General features: G+C 46.3%; 16 protein-coding genes. 11 read left to right on the top strand and 5 right to left on the bottom strand.

What is annotated here, in order from left to right; translation table 11 throughout:
• Nucleotides 1-10 precede the first annotated feature (10 nt).
• Together CA598_RS13775 and CA598_RS13780 are read left to right on the top strand one after the other, a co-directional pair.
• Nucleotides 11-553 (top strand): GNAT family N-acetyltransferase, encoded by a 543-nt coding sequence (locus CA598_RS13775; RefSeq protein ID WP_094876874.1) that lies wholly within the window; start codon nt 11-13, stop codon nt 551-553.
• Between the two features lie 174 nt (nt 554-727).
• On the top strand, nt 728-1,468 hold the full coding sequence (locus CA598_RS13780; protein WP_094871664.1) for an NADPH-dependent oxidoreductase: 741 nt from the start codon (nt 728-730) through the stop codon (nt 1,466-1,468).
• A 98-nt stretch (nt 1,469-1,566) separates the two neighbouring features.
• Here the strand turns inward: CA598_RS13780 and CA598_RS13785 are convergent, their stop codons facing one another.
• Together CA598_RS13785 and CA598_RS13790 are read right to left on the bottom strand one after the other, a co-directional pair.
• Nucleotides 1,567-2,376, bottom strand: a complete 810-nt coding sequence (locus CA598_RS13785) for a histidinol-phosphatase (protein ID WP_094871666.1) — start codon at nt 2,374-2,376, stop codon at nt 1,567-1,569.
• Nucleotides 2,377-2,445: 69 nt separating this feature from the next.
• The gene (locus CA598_RS13790) at nt 2,446-3,348 is read right to left on the bottom strand and encodes a LysR family transcriptional regulator (RefSeq protein ID WP_094871667.1); all 903 of its coding nucleotides are present in this window, start codon (nt 3,346-3,348) and stop codon (nt 2,446-2,448) included.
• Between the two features lie 253 nt (nt 3,349-3,601).
• Here CA598_RS13790 and CA598_RS13795 point away from each other — a divergent pair, with 253 nt between their 5' ends.
• The 5 genes from CA598_RS13795 (at nt 3,602) to CA598_RS13815 (ending at nt 8,427) form a co-directional block, all read left to right on the top strand.
• Complete coding sequence (locus tag CA598_RS13795) at nt 3,602-4,057, top strand: chemotaxis protein CheX (RefSeq protein ID WP_094876875.1); 456 nt, start codon at nt 3,602-3,604, stop codon at nt 4,055-4,057.
• A 28-nt stretch (nt 4,058-4,085) separates the two neighbouring features.
• Entirely contained in the window at nt 4,086-4,862 is a 777-nt protein-coding gene (locus tag CA598_RS13800; RefSeq protein ID WP_076300333.1) for an SDR family NAD(P)-dependent oxidoreductase, read from the top strand.
• A gap of 97 nt (nt 4,863-4,959) precedes the next feature.
• Nucleotides 4,960-6,462 carry a DEAD/DEAH box helicase gene (locus CA598_RS13805; protein WP_094876876.1) on the top strand — a complete coding sequence of 501 codons (1,503 nt, stop codon included), beginning with the start codon at nt 4,960-4,962 and terminating at the stop codon, nt 6,460-6,462.
• Entirely contained in the window at nt 6,459-7,205 is a 747-nt protein-coding gene (locus CA598_RS13810; protein ID WP_094871670.1) for an ABC transporter ATP-binding protein, read from the top strand. Before CA598_RS13805 ends, CA598_RS13810 begins: the two co-directional genes overlap by 4 nt.
• 1 nt (nt 7,206) lies before the next feature.
• Nucleotides 7,207-8,427, top strand: coding sequence for an ABC transporter permease (locus CA598_RS13815; protein WP_094876877.1), 1,221 nt, complete (start codon nt 7,207-7,209; stop codon nt 8,425-8,427).
• Between the two features lie 141 nt (nt 8,428-8,568).
• Here the strand turns inward: CA598_RS13815 and CA598_RS32715 are convergent, their stop codons facing one another.
• From CA598_RS32715 to CA598_RS13825, 3 genes are all read right to left on the bottom strand, one after another.
• Nucleotides 8,569-8,691 carry a YjcZ family sporulation protein gene (locus tag CA598_RS32715; protein ID WP_218641867.1) on the bottom strand — a complete coding sequence of 41 codons (123 nt, stop codon included), beginning with the start codon at nt 8,689-8,691 and terminating at the stop codon, nt 8,569-8,571.
• 149 nt (nt 8,692-8,840) lie between these two features.
• Complete coding sequence (locus tag CA598_RS13820; RefSeq protein WP_094871713.1) at nt 8,841-10,142, bottom strand: aminotransferase class I/II-fold pyridoxal phosphate-dependent enzyme; 1,302 nt, start codon at nt 10,140-10,142, stop codon at nt 8,841-8,843.
• A gap of 179 nt (nt 10,143-10,321) precedes the next feature.
• Nucleotides 10,322-10,939, bottom strand: a complete 618-nt coding sequence (locus CA598_RS13825) for a pyridoxamine 5'-phosphate oxidase family protein (RefSeq protein ID WP_094871674.1) — start codon at nt 10,937-10,939, stop codon at nt 10,322-10,324.
• A gap of 143 nt (nt 10,940-11,082) precedes the next feature.
• On the opposite strand from CA598_RS13825, the gene pdxR reads away from it, so the two are divergent.
• From pdxR to CA598_RS13845, 4 genes are all read left to right on the top strand, one after another.
• Nucleotides 11,083-12,588 (top strand): MocR-like pyridoxine biosynthesis transcription factor PdxR, encoded by a 1,506-nt coding sequence (gene pdxR, locus CA598_RS13830; RefSeq protein WP_094876878.1) that lies wholly within the window; start codon nt 11,083-11,085, stop codon nt 12,586-12,588.
• A gap of 214 nt (nt 12,589-12,802) precedes the next feature.
• Nucleotides 12,803-13,588, top strand: a complete 786-nt coding sequence (locus tag CA598_RS13835) for a helix-turn-helix domain-containing protein (RefSeq protein ID WP_094871677.1) — start codon at nt 12,803-12,805, stop codon at nt 13,586-13,588.
• 550 nt (nt 13,589-14,138) lie between these two features.
• The gene (gpmA, locus tag CA598_RS13840) at nt 14,139-14,882 is read left to right on the top strand and encodes a 2,3-diphosphoglycerate-dependent phosphoglycerate mutase (RefSeq protein WP_094876879.1); all 744 of its coding nucleotides are present in this window, start codon (nt 14,139-14,141) and stop codon (nt 14,880-14,882) included.
• Nucleotides 14,883-15,104: 222 nt separating this feature from the next.
• Nucleotides 15,105-16,097, top strand: a complete 993-nt coding sequence (locus CA598_RS13845) for an ABC transporter substrate-binding protein (protein WP_094876880.1) — start codon at nt 15,105-15,107, stop codon at nt 16,095-16,097.
• Nucleotides 16,098-16,219: the final 122 nt, after the last annotated feature.

Here is a 16,219-nt window from a genome sequence, read left to right on the forward strand (position 1 = left end):
AGGAGAGAGTATGAGTACTTATGAGGCAGTATCTTTCCAGACGCAACAAGGTATGGCGGTTGATCTTAGGAGGATTCCGCCCGAGGATGCTTGTCATTTACAGCAACTGCTCTCCCGTCCAGAAGTGCAGGCTCATATTCAAATACGCACCGGAGCTGGATCAGAACTTGCTCAGGTGGAGAAGCTGGTGAATCGGATGTTATTCGCATTCGATCCTTGCGCGTTACATGCGGGTATCTATTTGAAGGAGCAGCAGAAGTTGATCGGTATTGTTGCTTTGCAGCATTGGAACCGCCGTGAGGGAAAGGCCACTTTAGGATATATGCTAGACCCGGTGTACTGGGGAGGGGGATTGGCAACAGAGGCGGTTGGCTTATTTTTAAATTACAGTGTTCATACGCTTGGGATAACACGGATCGAAGGGCGCTGCCGAGGAGATAATATTAGATCCGAACGTGTGATGCTTAAGAACGGCATGATGCTGGAACGGGTGATGCCCAGAGTAGGCTCCTTGGACGATGTAATGAAAGTATTCACATTGTTACACAAATGAAATAATGCCGTTATGAAACTCTAACAGTGTCCGGTTAAACTAAGTACATGACCCCCTTTTAAAAATATACTGCTTTGGGACCCGATGATTCGGGTCCATTTTTTTTGTCAGGACCTAATCCGATCGTTTATGATTAACAAACAGTCGAATGAATTTAGAAGGAGGCGTAACATCTTGAATGATGTAATACAGACGTTAATGAGTCACCGTTCTTTCCGGCAGTATTCTGATCTACAAGTGGAGCCGGATAAGCTAAAGATAATGATCGAATCCGCCCAAGCAGCGCCCTCATGGGTTCATGGACAGCAGGTCTCCATTATAGCTATCAAAGATCCTGCGCGTAAACAGCAGCTTTCGGTCTTGTGCGGCAATCAGAAGCATGTAGCAGCAGCCCCTGTCTTTCTGGTGTTCTGCATGGACTTCTATAGAGCGAAATTAGCAAGTAAAGTGGAAGGCAAGTCTTTTGAAGCCGTAAAAGATGTAGATGCTCTGCTCGTTGGAGCTACAGATGTCGGTATCTCAGTGGCTAACGCGATTGCAGCGGCAGAATCCATGGGACTCGGGATCATCCCTATTGGGGGTGTCCGGCGCAATACAGCAGGTGTTATTGATCTGTTGAAGCTGCCGGAGTACGTATTCCCTATCGTCGGGCTCTGTGTCGGATATCCGGCCGAAGAGGTCGCACAGAAGCCGCGGCTGCCGCTGGATGCGGTGTTTCATGAGGAACAATACAATCCGGATGTGGAAGGTCTCCTGGAGGCGTATAATCAAACCCACCGTGAATATATGCAGCAGCAGGGATTAACGGTGAGGGATTGGACGAGCACAATTGCTCATTTTTACGATATCAACCCGGAATATGGGGATGCGAAGCGTACTCTGAAGCAGCAAGGGTTTACCTGCGATAACCTATAAATAAACGACAATGCACCAAGCGGAGATTGGTTTAACGGAGGGTAACCCCACCCCTAAACCAATAACGCTTGGTGCATTTGTTCAAATACAAGAAATCTTTACAGTGAAACTTTAATTTTCTCGCGCTGCTTGTAATAAACCCAATGCGTAAAACCTATCGCTTTAAGCTGCTCGGCTACCGCATCTCGGTCTTCTGCGACTCGGGATGGCTTATGCGCATCCGATCCGAAAGTAACCTCAACGCCAAAATGATGTGCGCGCTCCAGTATATCTTCTGATGGATACCAACCGCCAACCAGCTTGGTTCCGCCTGAGGTATTAATTTCGATCGCCACGCCACATTCACTAATGACTTGCAGACAGTCATCAATTGGCTTTGGAGCAGGAATTTCTGAAAAAGCAGGATAATTTCCCTTCATCGCATCAATGTGTCCGAGAATTTGGAACATGCCACTGCGGGCGGAATCAGCAATCAATCGGTAATAATCAGACTTCACACGTATCTGTTCATTCTTGCTAAGCCCTTTCCAGCGACCCTTGTTAAAGATACTGACGCCACCAACACTATGTACCGATCCAATCACATAATCAAAAGGGTAGGCGGATAATGTTTTGCGGTAAAGCTCGGCATGCTCAGGGAAGTAGTCCGATTCAATACCCAGCAGAACGTCGATTACACCTTCGTATTCTTTTTTGAGGGAGAGCACTTCCTGAACATAATTTGAGAATTCGGACTTACCCATAGCAATTAGAGGAAAAGCTTGCTCGGAAGGGCTTCCAAAATAAGGGGTGTGGTCAGAAATGCCTATTACCCCTAACCCTGCTGAAATTCCGGCTTCGATATAATCTCTAATCGTTCCATCGGCATGGCCACAGCGAAAATGATGTGTATGCAGGTCAAATTTCATCAAGATCAACTCCTTTAAACAAGGTTATACAATTAGCTCAGAAGTATCGATTCCACTTTTGGGTGTTTTTTATTCAGACCCAATAAATTGTGTCTCCGGCATACCTTTGAGATCACTAAGAAACTGTCTCATAGCTGAGTTCACGTATTTTCCAGACTTCGTTATGACACCTACAGGATGCGTGACCTCCAATTCAATAATAGGCACAATTTTGAGGGAACCGGCTCGCACCTCAGCGGTTACTGACTGCTTGGAAATAATGGCTGCACCTAAATCGAGCTCTACCATCCGTTTCACTTCCTCGCTGCTGGTCAGTTCCATTATTACCTGTGGCTCTATGCCATGCTTGGAGAATACTTCATCGGCAAATTTACGGCCCACTGTATCCGGTGAGAGCAGAATTAGCGGGGTTTTGCTTAGGGCTTCAATACCTGCAGTCTTAACTTGAGCCAGGGGGTGTCTGGGTGAGACCACCAACTCGAATGTATCATAATAAAGAATGGAAGTAGTCATACTCGGACTACGTCCGATCAAATAGCCAATGCCGACATCGACAATGCCATTCTCGACATGTTGATAAATTTGAGACGAGGACATAGAGGAAATAGATGTTTTGATATGAGGGAACTGGTCTTTAAAATAGGATAAAATACGCGGTAAAATTTGAATGGCGATAGAGGTAGTAGTGCCGAGAATAATATGTCCTTGGGGATTATCTTCAAGATCCGCAAGTCTCTGTTTAAGCTCCTCGACAATCGACACAATTTGTTCCGCATGCTCCAGAAATACAGTCCCTCGATCGGTTAACGTAACAGGCTGGTTCCGGTCAACCAGCTGTGTTTTGAACTCTTCTTCAAGGCTCTTGATTTGTGCTGAAACCGCCGGTTGGGTCAAGTTAAGCAGTTCTCCGGCCTTGCGAAAGCTCATCGTTTTGGAGATCGTTATTAATGTCTCCAGCTGGCTGATGTTCATGGAATACCTCCTTTGGACAAGCTAATATGAAAGTGATAGGGTGAAATATTACGTTCCATGTTGGCATTTGATTTAAATTATAGGAGATAATACCCGACAGAGCAATGTTGCAACATAAACAAACTTGGGTTCGAATTCGACATGTACATTAATTTTTGCTGAATTGTGCCGATATATAAAGTATAATAAATCCATATTACTTGGGACTTTTGGTATATGACTAAAGCACGATAGAGGAGGAGACTGGACTTTCATGAAAGCAGAAGTAATTAATCCTTTTTTAGAATCTGCACGGACTGTTATAGAACAAGTGATTCAGGTCTCGCCTTCCACTGGGAATTTAGGCATCAAAGAAATTGAACTGATCGATAATCATATATGGATTCAAGTGGGAATGACAGGCCAGCTGAGCGGAAATATTATATTTGGTATCGCAGAGCAGGTAGCCTTGCGAATGGTATCGATTATGATGGGCGGCTATGTGATTACGGAGATGGATGAGATGGGTCAGAGTGCAATTTCAGAGCTAGGCAATATGATCAGTGGAAATGCCAGTACGATTTTATATAATCAGGGGGTTTCAGTGGATATAAGTCCTCCCCAAATTATGAAGCTTGAGAGTATGTCTTTTTTGCCTCGCAAAGCACTTAGTATTCCATTGTTGATGGATGGGGTTGGAGAGATGGATATTCAGGTGATGATCTCTTAGGCAAGAGTTAGGAGCTGAAATACCTTTTATGGTACTTAAAGATAAGGTTGTTGTGATTACAGGAGCATCCAGCGGTATTGGTGCATTAACCGCACAAATGCTTAGTAAGCAAGGTGCGATTCCGATCCTTTTGGCACGTTCTGAAGCGAAGTTGAAAGAAACGGCGGCCGGTATTCCGGGCGTTTTTGGACTGTATACATGCGATGTAACAGATGCCGATGGTGTACAAGAGACCTTTGCTCAAATTTTGGCGACTTACGGCAGAATTGATATTTTGCTAAATAATGCAGGGTACGGTAAATTCGCCGCTTTTACAGAGATGGAGCCTCATGAGTTTGATGATATGATGGATGTTAACTATATGGGGATTGTTCGTTGTACAAAGGCTGTTGTTCCACATATGTTAGAGCGGGGAAGTGGCCAGATCGTAAATGTGGCTTCTATGGCAGGGAAGATCGGTACAGCCAAATCGGTAGCCTATACAGCCACCAAGCATGCTGTTCTCGGATTCACGAATGCACTCCGTCAGGAGCTGCGGAAGAGCGGCATTATCGTTTCGGCTGTCAACCCGGGCCCCATTGCCACTGATTTCTTCAAAACGGCTGACCCTTCCGGCAATTATGAAAAGAGTGTAGCTCGGATGATGATGACACCAGAACATGTCTCTTCCAAGATCGTAAAGGTCATGGAAACTGGCAAAGAAGAGATTGATCTACCGGGTTTAGCAGGGTTTGGTATTCGGCTTTACGGTCTGTTTCCTCGTCTGGCGGACAAGCTTACTTATAATGCGATGAACAGAAAATAGAGCCTGCCGTCAGTATTATGGGCCTTCCATTTGGTGGAGAGGCCTTTTTGGCATATAATGAAGATATTATCTCAAGCGAAAAGGATGAATTACACTTATGAATAAAGCTTCTTTTGCGGCTATCGGCATTCAGGAAGACCTAGTTGCCCGATTGTCGGAATTCGGTATTAACGCCCCATCCCCGGTACAAGAGCAGACGATTCCACTTCTGCTGGAGGGAAGAGATGTTATTGCTGCTTCCCAGACTGGAACGGGTAAGACCTTGGCCTATCTGTTGCCTCTGCTTCAAACGATCAACCCGGAGCAGAAGGTGGTCCAAAAGCTGGTGCTCGCCCCTACACAGGAGCTGGCGATGCAAATCTTACGTGAGGCGGAACGTTATGGCGAACACCGTGGGATTCGAGTAATGGGTCTTATTGGCGGAGCAGCCATCAAACGGCAGATTGACAAACTGCGTGAGCATCCACAGCTTGTTGTGGGAACCCCTGGCCGGATTCGCGAATTGATTGGTCTTCGCAAGTTAAAGATGCATGAAGTCAGCACGATTGTTCTAGATGAAGCGGACCAAATGTTCCAGCTAAGCGGGGCCAGAGAGGTAACGAAAATTGTTAGCAGCGCACTGCGTTCACGCCAGCTCGTTATGCTGTCTGCAACCATTGGGCCGGAGACGAAAGCCTTGGCAAATCGTGAAATGAAGAACCCGGCAGAGGTTGGAATTGCTCCAGGTGTAATGACGGCAGAGAGTTTAGAGCATCATTATGTTGTCACTGAAGAACGCAATAAAATAGACATGCTACGCCGGGTCATCCGTCATTACAATCCAGATAAAGCGATTGTGTTCGTGAATGCTACAGATGATATTGCAGAGGTAGAGGCTAAGCTGAACCATCTTGGACTAACTGCGGCGGCACTTTACGGTGATGCTGATAAAGTAACGCGCAGTAATGTATTGTCACGTTTCCGTGAGGGAAAATTCCGTGTGCTTGTTGCCAGTGATGTAGCTGCCAGAGGACTGGATATTGAGAATTTGTCACTGGTAGTTAGCTTCGATCCTGCCTTTGATTCCGAGCATTATGTACACCGTGCGGGTCGTACGGGCCGGATGGGAAAACGCGGATTATCCGTAACGATTGTGACAGAGCAGCAGACCTTTATTATGCGTAAATTTGCGCGTGAACTGGATATTTCCCTTGAAGAGCGGGAAATGGTCGGTGGCAAGGTGCTAGCAGCAGATGAAGCGCGCAATGCTTTGAATAGTGGACGGGGACGAAATGAGAACAGCGGACAACGCCGCGATGCTTCTTCTCCGCATATCAGTAAGCCACAGGCGCGAACATCTGGGAATGCAGGAACCCAGCCGTCTACAACCAGCACAGAGCGGCAACCTGTTAAAAGACTGGCTACGATCCAGACAAGTGAGGCAAGCGTAGAACCACAGCGCGATTCTCAGCGCAGTGTGAATCCTTCTACAGGCGCGCGTGGAGGTGCGTCTCCTGCACGAAGCAAACGCAGCAGCAATGCGGAACGTGAGAAGAACCGTAAGAATAAAGGAGCACCAAAGTGGTTGAAAGACAAAACTCCGAGAGGTGACGGTCAATGAATAATTCTCCCGTATTGCAAATTACGGGCCTCAGTGGTGGTTACAGCCTGAATAAGCCGGTGCTGCATGATATTGCACTTCAGGTGCAGCCTGGCGAGATGGTTGGTTTAATTGGTTTAAATGGAGCAGGAAAAAGTACGACCATGAAGCATATTCTAGGATTGATGTCGCCCCATAAGGGCGATATCACAGTAAAGGGTAAGACCCGTGCAGAAGATCCCATCGGATATCACAATGCTTTAACATTTGTGCCTGAATCGCCTCTTTTATATGATGAATTGACGGTACGTGAGCATGTTGAATTTACAGCAAGAGCGTACGGGATTGAACAAAGTGATTACGAAACCCGCACCTCACATCTAGCCAAGCTGTTCCATATGGAAGATAAGATGGACACGTTGTCGACCCATCTATCTAAAGGCATGAAGCAGAAGGTCATGATCATGTGTGCTTTCGTTGCGCGGCCGGCGTTATATGTAATCGATGAGCCTTTTTTAGGGCTAGATCCTTTAGGTATTCGCTCGTTGCTTGATTTCATGATGGACCTGAAAAAATCAGGATCCTCTATTCTGCTCAGCTCTCATATTCTTTCTACCATTGAGAATTATTGCGACCGCTTTATTGTGCTGCATAAAGGTAAGGTGATTGCTCAGGGAACGCTGGAAGAAATTGCGGCAACCACTGGACTACAGGGGCTGACTTTGGAGCAGCTGTTCTATGAGCTGGTTCAGGGAGGGAAATAATATGGATTTGAAAGAGCTGCGGCGCACGCGGCGAGGTCGATTCATGGGAAGCATGCTTCCTTATGTAGGATATATCATTCAAAGCGGCGTAGCTATGGTCTTCCTCTTTGTGTTAATTGTCTTCTCGGCTTGGTATACATCGCTGTTACAGAATGTGCCGGAAGGCATTCCCATTCGTTGGATTATGCTTGCAATACTGCTGCCTGCGGCAGTGCATAGCAGCTTCCGTACTTATTTGCAGACCCCAGATACGATCTTTCTACTGCCTCAAGGTCATCGGATGAAGGAATATTTTGCACCTTCGTGGGTTAGTGGGAACGTATGGAAGATTGTTCGATTGTTATTTGTGCTCATTACTCTTTGGCCGTTGTACATACGTACAGATGACAATCCTAAGCGACTTTTATTTACCATATTGATTTTGATAGCTGTGAAGTTAATTGCGAGTTACGGTTTATGGAAAGAGATAGCTATGCTGTCGCGTCCGATGGCAGGTCTATTTACTTTCTTACGCTGGGCAGTCGGCGGATTAATTATTGCCGCTTGGTTGTGGCAGCCAGTCGGCTCAAGTCTAATCTTTATCGTGTTATTAGCAGCAGCCTATCTTGTCGCACTGTCTGTCCCTGCACGTCACGCTGTACCATGGGAAAGACTAATCGCCATGGAAAAGAATCAAGGTGGACGCGCGCTGATGGTTCTGGGCTGGTTCGTGGATGTACCGGGTCGTGAGCAACGGGTATATGCTCGTCGTTATCTTTCCAAATGGGGCGCAAAGCTCCCTTGGCGTAAGGATACGGCTTACCGCTATCTGCTGACCAAGAGCTTCGCCCGGGGAGATATCTTCGGAATCATTATGCGGATTTCGGTACTGGCTTTGCTGCTGAATGGGTTGAACCATGACAGTTACTTCGGCACCGCCATCTATTTGTTCTTCCTGTTCATTATTGGTGTACAGTTGTCGGCACTCCGCAAATTGCATAGTGAGTCTTTTTGGCTGACAGTGTATCCCTTTCCTGAAGGCAGTAAGGCGGATAACACAACACAATTTGTATTCCGCGCACATCTGGTAGTGGCACTGATTCTTGGTTTACCTTTCTTAGCCTCTATAGGCGACCGTCTACTACCAGTGATTGGTACATTTGTAGCAGGGATTCTGGTATCCTTTCTGTTTAAGGGATACTTGTCCCGCAAAGCGGCACGGATGGTTGACGAGGATTTGTAAGAGATGATTTCAAAATAAAAAAGGCTTTCTCAAAAGTAGAGGATTCTACGGATGAGGAAGCCTTTTTTTGTGTGGGGAATGAGGTGTAGCATTGGAAAAGGGAAAGAGCTCAAGGCTCTCTCCCGTAACTGTCATCTCTAGTTAGACAAAGAGTGAACGGCTGATGATAACCAGCAGGATAAAGAGAACCAGAATGGCGCCAGTGCTTGTGAATCCGCCGCCTCCACAACAACCGTTAAATCCGCCTCTTACTTCTTCGCTCATGTTCATTCCCCTTTCGGTGTGTGTTGTACTTGAGTACATCGTATTGTATGTGCGGAGAGAGAAGCATGTATAGGCCAATGCCGGAGGAGTCCAGAAAAAAAATCAGCCCCGTAGAAACGGAGCTGATTGTAAGGAGTATGAAAGATTTGTTACGCTTTTTCCAGATCACGAACGCCTGCGTATACAAGATCAAACAGATCTTCGAGCTGAGCCTCTTCGATACAAGAGAAAGCAATCCGCAGGTCTGTTTCACCGAGAGCGATAGTGCCCAGTCCATAATTATGAATCAGGTGAAGCCGAAGAGCTTCAGCCGAAACAGTATGCAGCTTCAGACACATGAAGTAGCCGGAGTTAAAAGGATAATACGTCCATACATCATCGCCGTATTTGCCGCTATCGAGCAGCGCTTTTACTTTATTCGCACGGCCCTTCATGATTTGGAACTTCTCTTCCTTCTGTTCTTCGAATTGTGGAGATTTCAGTGCATCCAGTACGAAGGTCTGTGATGGGTGTGCACCACTGGAAATAGTGGCGCGAATGATGCCTAATGTTTTTTGCTCCAATGCGGCCAGCAAATCCTTGTCTTCCGAGGCATAAGTGATGAAGCCAACACGGAAGCCCCAGACGAATTCTTCTTTAGTAGCACCGTCAATTTTGATTGGAAGCACACGTGGGTGCAGATGAGCAAGCTTACCGAATAATGATTCCTTTAGTGAGTCTTCAAAGAACAGTCCGAAGTAGGCATCATCACTTACGACAACCACGTTAATGCCTTCCTCAGCCGCACGAAGGATAGCTGCGACGATTTCATCGCCTTCCTTAATCCCCGGAGTATAACCTGTAGGATTGTTTGGGAAGTTCAAAAGCACAATGGCTTTGCCGCGTTCTTTTTGAGCCAGCAAGGCTTCTTCCAGACCCGCACTATTGAAAGTCATTTCTTCTGTGAACAGCGGATAGTTAACGGTTTCCCCATGGCGGCGGATTCCGAAGGTTAATTCATAGTTCTCCCAGTTCTTGTCTGGGTAGATAATAGCGTCACCTGGCTCAGCGAAGAGGTCAGCGACAATGCTAAGCCCATGAGTCAGGGCGTTGGTTACAACAGGATTGCTGATGGTTTTACCTTCTAGCGATGGATTTTCGCGCAGCATCTTTTCACGCCATACAGTACGCAACTCTGGTTTACCTGCTGGAGGAGCGTAACTATACAGATCCTTAGGGCTGTAAGCGGATAGTTTATCCTGGATGACGCCGAGGTGCATAGGCACGCCACCTTCAGTAGCAATACCGATGGTTGCGTTATATTTCTTGGCGTGAGCTCCTGCTTCAGCGGATTGGCTCAGGATACCCTCTTTAGGGAAATAAATTTCTTTGCCAAGCGTAGAGAGCATATCGTACACATGTTCATTTCCTGCTTTGATACTTTCGTTTAATTGTCCAGCTAGTGGATTCATCAGTTTCATCCTTCCAGGGTTCTTTGGGGATAACATACTGTTAACATTGCCTAACATTATATCACCGCCACTTGCAACCGTCACTTGGAAAGATACGTTTTTTTAAAATTTAAGGAAGTTTAAGTTTTACACTATACGTAGTGCTTATTTTGTACGAGGAACTGGTTTATCCGTAACTATTATTCGGAGTGGTAGGGGCAGTATTTTTTCATCATTTCTATGGTTTCTTCATCCCGTGGATGATTTCTTTCAGATAGGCCGGAAATGACCCCGGAACGTCCTTCTTCTTTTAGATTCTGCCCAAACTTAAACTTCGCCGTGATCTCATCCGGGGTAATGCGCACTACCGCGACTCCCTTTAGACGGGGACGGTACCTAGGGTCTTCAGCATCAATAGGCTCATAACCACCCTCGGGCTGGAGTTTTTTCATAAACAAGGAGAGTACGATGGCTTTTTCGCTAATGTCATCTACAGGTTCGGCTATGCCGTAGGCGGTGACACTTTTAAAATATGCGGTGGCTGGGCAGGCCATCTCAGGATCACTAAAATAAGACGGAATCAGCGCATACTCATCTGCTACGGTAAAGCAGACCTTCTGCTGATTGCGGATCGCCTCCATTTTGCCGCCAGCATGACTGCCGTGGAAATAGAAACACCCATCTGTATATACAAAATTCAGCGGCGTCACCCGCGGTAGCCCTTGTTCATCGCTTGTCCCGAGAAAACCATAGCTCATTCCGTCTAGAAAAGAGGCCAATTCTTCCTCCTGATCTACTTGAAATTCTTTTCTGCGCATAGGGATCACTTCCTTTTTCTTATTAGTGTAGAGCGTTTGCTCCAATGTAGATGTTCTTTCAAGAATAGAAGAGTCATTGACAATTAAAAAGGACCAATTAAGATAGTTTTTAATGGACCACTTGCTGGCCAAGGAGGGAAACAATGAATATCACGCTGGCATACGATCAATATCTGGCAATACACCGCTACAAATATCTAGCGCTATATCATGCGCTCCGCGCTGCAATATTGGAGGGGATTCTCCAAGGTGGCACGCAGCTGCCGTCTACACGAAGTTTGGCTATGCACTATGACATGTCGCGCGGTTCAGTCTCGCAGGTGTACGAAATGCTGCTTGCTGATGGTTATGTAAGGACGGTGACAGGGCGGGGGACATTCGTATCAGAAGATAGCTTCTCTTCAGCTTCTGGAGATATTAAGCGTGAAAATGCAGCTTGGGGTGAAGTGGCAGATGTTGCTGGGGGAGGCCTTGCATCAGAGAGAATGATCCCACTCTCGGCATGGGGAAGGCGACTACTTGCGCGTCCGACACCTTTGTATGAGCAGTGTAGCAACAATGTTATAAGCTTTCTTAGCAGTGGTATGAGGATGGAGCATTTTCCTTACTCCGAATGGCGTAGTGCGCTGTCCTATGCCGGAGGGAAGGAAGGCGGATTGCTTCAAAGTACTTGTCCACCTCAAGGAGATGAAGGACTTCGGAAAGCTATTGCTGCACATCTGCGGATTACCCGCGGAATTCGTGCGGATGCAGAGCATATCGTATTGTTTAGCGGTTCGATGCAAGGCATCGTTATTTTGACACAGTTACTGCTGGATGCAGGAGGCGCAGCGGTTGTCGAGGACCCAGGCTTTCATGGGATTCGCCGAGCGGTAGAGATTAACGGGGGACGATTGCTGTCAGGAAAGCTGGATGACAGCGGTCTTATCCCGGAGGATTGGGATGCGCGTCTGTTGTTTGTTACAACGAGTCGTCAATTTCCTACAGGTGTGGTGCTGCCTTTGGAACGGAGGCGAATCTTGCTGGAATGGGCGCAGCGGCATGATGCGGTGATCATTGAAGATGATTATGACAGTGAGTTTCGGTGGTCAGGACGTCCAATTGAGCCTTTAAAAGCGCTAGATCGCGGAGAACAGGTCGTGTATATTGGCTCCTTCTCAAACACGATGTTCTCTGGCCTTCGGCTTGGCTTCGCAGTGCTCCCACCCTCGCTGGTGAAGCCGACGATCGCCGCCAAGGCGTTATATGAGCCCTTGCCAGTAGCACTGCTGGAACAGCGTGCGTTGACGCGGTTCATGAATACCGGCGGCTATAGTCGTCATCTGCGCCGGATGACCCGCATTTACGGCGAACGTGGCCGTATTCTTAGGACTCTGCTGTCGGAACAGTTGAATGAGCTGTTTGAACTGTTGCCTGGCGATGCGGGGCTACAAGTATATGCGCGGTGGCTGCGCAGTAGAGAAGAGTTCGTGGCATTCCGGGCGGCGGCGCACAGGCGCGGCACAGATTTCAGAGATGCGGCGTTATATCAAGTTTCGGCTGGGGAGCCAGCCGCATGTTTTGCTTTTGCCCATCTGAATGCTGTGGAGCTGGAGGAAGGAATAAAGCGCCTCCTTTTGTCGTGGCAAGATGTACAAAATGCAACATGACAAGGTATGATGGTGGGGATGGACAGCAAAACGAAGTGAATGCTTATGATGCAAGTTTTGCGAAGTAACTCAGAGTAGATTATGCTAACGATGTAAGTTTTGGCAAGTAACTCAAGCAGTTTATGCTAACAAAACGAAACGAATGCTTACGAAGCAAGTTTTGCGAAGAAACTCAAAGTAGTTTATGCTAACAAAACTTTTGGGAGGGAACGTTATGCTGCACGCATCGCCGTCCTCTTTTGTTATATTACCTGCCTTGGCGAAGATTGTGTGCGAACCAAGCTGGAAATGGCAAAAAAGAGAGAAGTCGCTGCAAAATTATGATTTATTCTATGTATGGAGCGGGGAAGGGACGGTTATACGTAACGGGGAACCCTTCCAAGTGGGCAAGGGAAGCTGCTTCCTGTTCCGTCCGGGTGACCATACTAGCGCTACTCATAATCCGCAAAGACCGCTTGTCCTTACATATATTCATTTTGATGTCACCGGAGAGGTGACGGAAATTCCTCTGCCCTATCGCGTACTCGCAGAAACCGTTGAATTTGAGCATCTGCTTGCTCGTTACGTCAGGCTGTTCCTAGTGGATACGTACGCAGCTGAGGAAGAAGGGCAGCTTGTTCTAAAGCAACTAATGATTCATCTGCTTAGGGAGGACCGAGTGAAGCCTGTAGAACGTTATGCTAGCAACCATTTAACAGAGATTATTCATGAAATAGCGAACTATGTGAGCCAACATCCCGGGATTTCGCATCGCGTAGAGGATCTTGCTGCACGTGCAGGGCTGTCGCCGCGGTATTTCTCAATTAAGTTCAAGGAGCTTACTGGCTCTTCCGTTCAATCTTATGTCATTCGAGCCCGGATTGAGCGTGCTCAGCATTTGTTGCTTTACGCAGGAATGAATGTTACTGAAGTAGCAGATGCGCTTGGATACCGTGACATATTCTTTTTCAGCCGCCAGTTCAAGCAGTATACCGGAAAAAGTCCATCTGAGATCCGCTGATTTGCATTCGTTGTTTCAGTTATTTCATCCAAGGGTAAATACTTTGCAGTTTAGTTTACAGAGAATTTACATACTTCTTGGAAGGGGAGACGCATGGGATGATGATCAGACGCCGAATCTGCAACACCGATTGTAAAAGTGGAGGCGCAGGGCTTTTTAGAAACCGTTTAAGAAGATTAAAACAATCGAGTGCTTTTGCCATAGACAGCTGGTTCTAAACTGAGTAAATAGGTATATAATCGCTGGACATGACCAAAGACTTTAAATAACCGGGGCCAACAGGCTTCCGGTTTTTTTGAAATATAAGAGATCAACGCTTACCGTCCTTATAAGGATGCCGCTAGGCATTTATGCTTGGCAAACTGAAGGATTTATCGTTCCTCTTGTTGTATTTGATACAATAGAATAAATCTCCTGTGAGGGTAATTTTGCATTCTGTTGCATATCTTACATTCAATTGGCGAAAAAACGCCCATACTAGAGATTATCAGGCTGATCTATTGCATGAAGTAACAGAGTTCCAGAGCATACAGGTGGGAGGAGAGATAAAATGTACGAAATCGTACTAATACGTCATGGTGAAAGCCAGTACAATGTGCAAAATTTGTTTACGGGTTGGAGTGATCCGGATTTAACCGAAAAGGGTATTCTAGAGGCTAAGGCTGCTGGCAAGCTTTTGAAGGATGAAGGGTATACGTTTGATCTAGCTTTTGCATCGGTACTTAAACGATCGATCAAAACACTCAACTATGTTCTCGATGAAATGGATCTGCTGTGGATTCCTGTGCAAAAGTCCTGGAAGCTGAATGAACGGCATTATGGTGCACTTCAGGGACTTAGTAAAAGTGAAACGGCGATAAAATACGGTGAAGAACAATTGCATCTCTGGCGACGGAGTTTATCGGTTCGGCCTCCACTGCTGGAGCTTAATGATCCTCGGTATGCCAGAAACGACATTCGTTATAGCAGTATTCGTCCGGAGGATATTCCGCGAGGCGAGAGTCTGGAAGATACTGTTCATCGTGTGGGTGATTTCTGGAGAAATCGCATCGTCCCCCTTGTGCGTAAAAAGGAACGGGTGCTCATTTCAGCCCATGGCAATACACTGAGAGCGTTGATCAAATTTATGGAGGATATTGATGAGGCAGCACTGCTGGAGCTCAATATTCCTACAGGGGTACCACTCGTGTACAAACTGGATGAGGACATTAATCCAATCAGCCGCTTTTATTTAGGAGATCCAGAACAGGTTGCCGCCAAGGCGCTTGATGTTGCTAAGCAAGGACATGTGTAATAGCGTAACAGGTGTAAAGAGCAGATAATGGCTTGAAAAGAGGAAGGACAGCCGTGGGGCTGTCCTTTTGTTTGTAGTGTGTAGTAGGCATCCAAAAGGTAAATGCAGTAGATGTTAACGTATTCTCCATTGCCAAGGATAGAATAATACTATATAGTTGTATTGATAATGATTATCAGTATCATTATCATTATATAATATGTCGATTGGAGTGAATTTATTTTGTTTAAATCTCCAAAAACTTACCTATTGCTTGTGTTTACTTTGGTTATAACGTTACTGCTATCAGCTTGCGGACAAGCAGTTGAGCACACCACCTCAGTAGAAGGGACAGAAAGTGCTGCATCTTCATCAAACAGCAATGACTCATCCAGCGAAGTGGACATGGTTACATATCAGGCAAGTAACGGAGATATTCAAGTACCCAGGAATCCGAAACGGATTGTCGATTTAACCTCCTTCGACACTGGATACTTCTTGGCGTTAGGTATCAAGCCTGTTGGTGTTATGAATGGTGTCTTAAACAGTCCCTACTTTGAAGGAATGCTGGAAGGCGTTCAAGGCCTTGGGGATGAACCGTCTCTTGAACACATTTTAGAGCTGAATCCTGATCTTATTGTTGTATTCTCCGGAATGGAAGGAATTGAGAAACTGGCCGAAATAGCGCCAGTAGTAGCCATTCAATACGGAGCAAAAACTATCAGAGATCAAATGCTTGATTTCGGTACATTAACGGGGAAAGAAGTCGAAGCTAAAGCTTGGGTGGAACAATGGAACAAAAAAATCAGTGAATTGAAGCCTAAGGTGGTGGCAGCTGTAGGTGATAGAACCGTTTCTATCCTAAATCCGTATTCCGGTGGACTATTCGTATTCGGTCACAGCTACGGGCGCGGTGGAGAAATTATTTATAATGAATTTGGCCTGAAAGCACCTCCTGAAGCGCAGAAAGAAGCTATAGACAGCGGCACTGGTTGGGCAACAATCTCCCTTGAGAAGCTGCCTCAATTTGCTGGAGATATTGTATTCACATGCCCATGGGCTGGCGATACGAGCGATCCGAAAATCGTCTATGACAACTCCTTATGGAAGCATCTCCCTGCCGTAAAAGCAGGCAACGTATTCCAACTGGACCCAACCGCTGATACATATAATGATCCCGTTACGCTTGAAGCGCAGTTAAATTACATTACTGAGAGTCTTTTATCTGCAAAATAATTCTAATTCAACGAAAGTCCACGAACTTGCTTTTGGTTTTTATAGCAGGAAGAATCGGCATTGAGCGATGCTGATTCTCCCTGCTATTTTTAATTTGGTTCTGTGATATATGAGTATATTCA

The sequence above is a fragment of the Paenibacillus sp. VTT E-133291 genome (genome assembly GCF_002264395.1).
GTDB lineage: Bacteria > Bacillota > Bacilli > Paenibacillales > Paenibacillaceae > Paenibacillus_AQ > Paenibacillus_AQ nitricinens.